Origin of the sequence: Mesorhizobium sp. M7A.F.Ca.MR.148.00.0.0, assembly GCF_003997735.1 — a bacterium.
Classification (GTDB): Bacteria; Pseudomonadota; Alphaproteobacteria; order Rhizobiales; family Rhizobiaceae; genus Mesorhizobium.
Window position 1 is genome coordinate 1 of sequence record NZ_RZTB01000236.1, and the last position, 1,383, is coordinate 1,383.

Genomic DNA, 1,383 nt, shown 5'->3' on the forward strand with positions numbered 1-1,383 from the left:
CGCCAGATTGAAGCGTCCAGCAGCCATCCACTCCTCCAGCGGTCCCGTCATACCCTCGACCATCTTGAGGGAGACCCTGGGCAGTTCGTTTCTCACCGACTCAAGCAGGGGGCCGCTCAGGACGCGGGCAGCTCCAGACGGAATGCCAATCGTCACCTCCCCGGCGGGGGAAGCAGCTGTGTTGGTCAATTCCACCTCGGTAAGTCGAATTTCTTTAAGAATCGCCCGAGCGCGTTCGAGCAGTTTGGCTCCTGACGCCGTCACGCTCACACCGGTCCTGTCGCGTATCAGCAGTTGAGTGCCGAAGGCTTCCTCCAGTTGACGCACATGCAGGCTCAGCGCACTCTGGGCAACATTAAGGAAGCCAGCGGCCTTCGTGAAACTGCCTGCTTCGACCACACCGACGAAGTATCTTAACTGCCTGATTTCCACGAGTACCCATCCGAGAGCGGACTGCAATTAGTTTAATCTATCTCGAAATGCGATGGCGCGACAGCAATAATTGTGCCGAGTTGCATAACTCCTAGCCGTAGGGTCGCTCCAGTTTGGTAACCAACCTCTGAGGCCTCAGACGCCCAACCCGGCGCCCGGATCCGTGGCGATGATATCTCGGGCCCTTTGGATAACCGGTGGATCGACCATCCTTCCGTCCAGGGCGAACGCGCCTATGCCCTGCGCCGTCGCATCTTTCTCCGCCGCGAGGACACGACGGGCCCATTCGAGTTCCTGTGGGCTTGGCGAAAAAGCGTCATTGAATATGGCAACCTGGTTTGGATGGATCGCCAAAGCTCCGGCAAAGCCGAGCCGCCGTGCACGCTCCGCAGCCTCACGAAGTTTGTGAGTGTCAGAGAACGCGCCAATGCTTCCTATGAAGCCCAGCGGGAGCAACCCCGCCGCACGGGCGGCAAAAAGAACAGAAAGGTTTGGCGTCAAGAGAAGATCAAGTTCTGGGGCGCCGCCAACAGCGGCACTAAAGTCTTCAGGGCCAAGGGCCATTGCGACCATCCTGGGATGTGACGAGGCAATGGCCGATAGCTCTTGCAAGGCACCTGGGGTCTCGATTTGGGCAAGAAACCGGATACATCCCAACGGAAGATTTCTTTCTCGTTCGAGTTCCGATACCGCATTCGCGATCTCAGCTACCCACGCTGCCGAATCCACTTTCGGAAGAACAAGTGCATCAACGCCCGCCATCACGGCTGCGTCGAGATCGGCCGCCAAGGCTCGCAAACCGCGATTCACGCGAACTAAAACAGAAGCGCCCCTGCGGCCCACCTTTGCCACGGATGCACCAAGCTGGCGCCGTGACTCACCTTTTTGATCCTGGGGAACGGAGTCCTCTAGGTCGAGTATGATGCCATCTGCCCCGCGCTCATGAGCCGC

General features: G+C 58.7%; 2 protein-coding genes. Both read right to left on the bottom strand.

Annotation, left to right across the window (positions count from 1 at the left end; translation table 11 throughout):
- Nucleotides 1-432, bottom strand: a 432-nt coding sequence (locus EOB49_RS33425; RefSeq protein WP_164781909.1) for a LysR family transcriptional regulator, incomplete at its 3' end; no start/stop codon positions are given.
- Between the two features lie 135 nt (nucleotides 433-567).
- On the bottom strand, nucleotides 568-1,383 hold an 816-nt coding region (locus EOB49_RS33430), incomplete at its 5' end, for a CoA ester lyase (protein ID WP_164781910.1).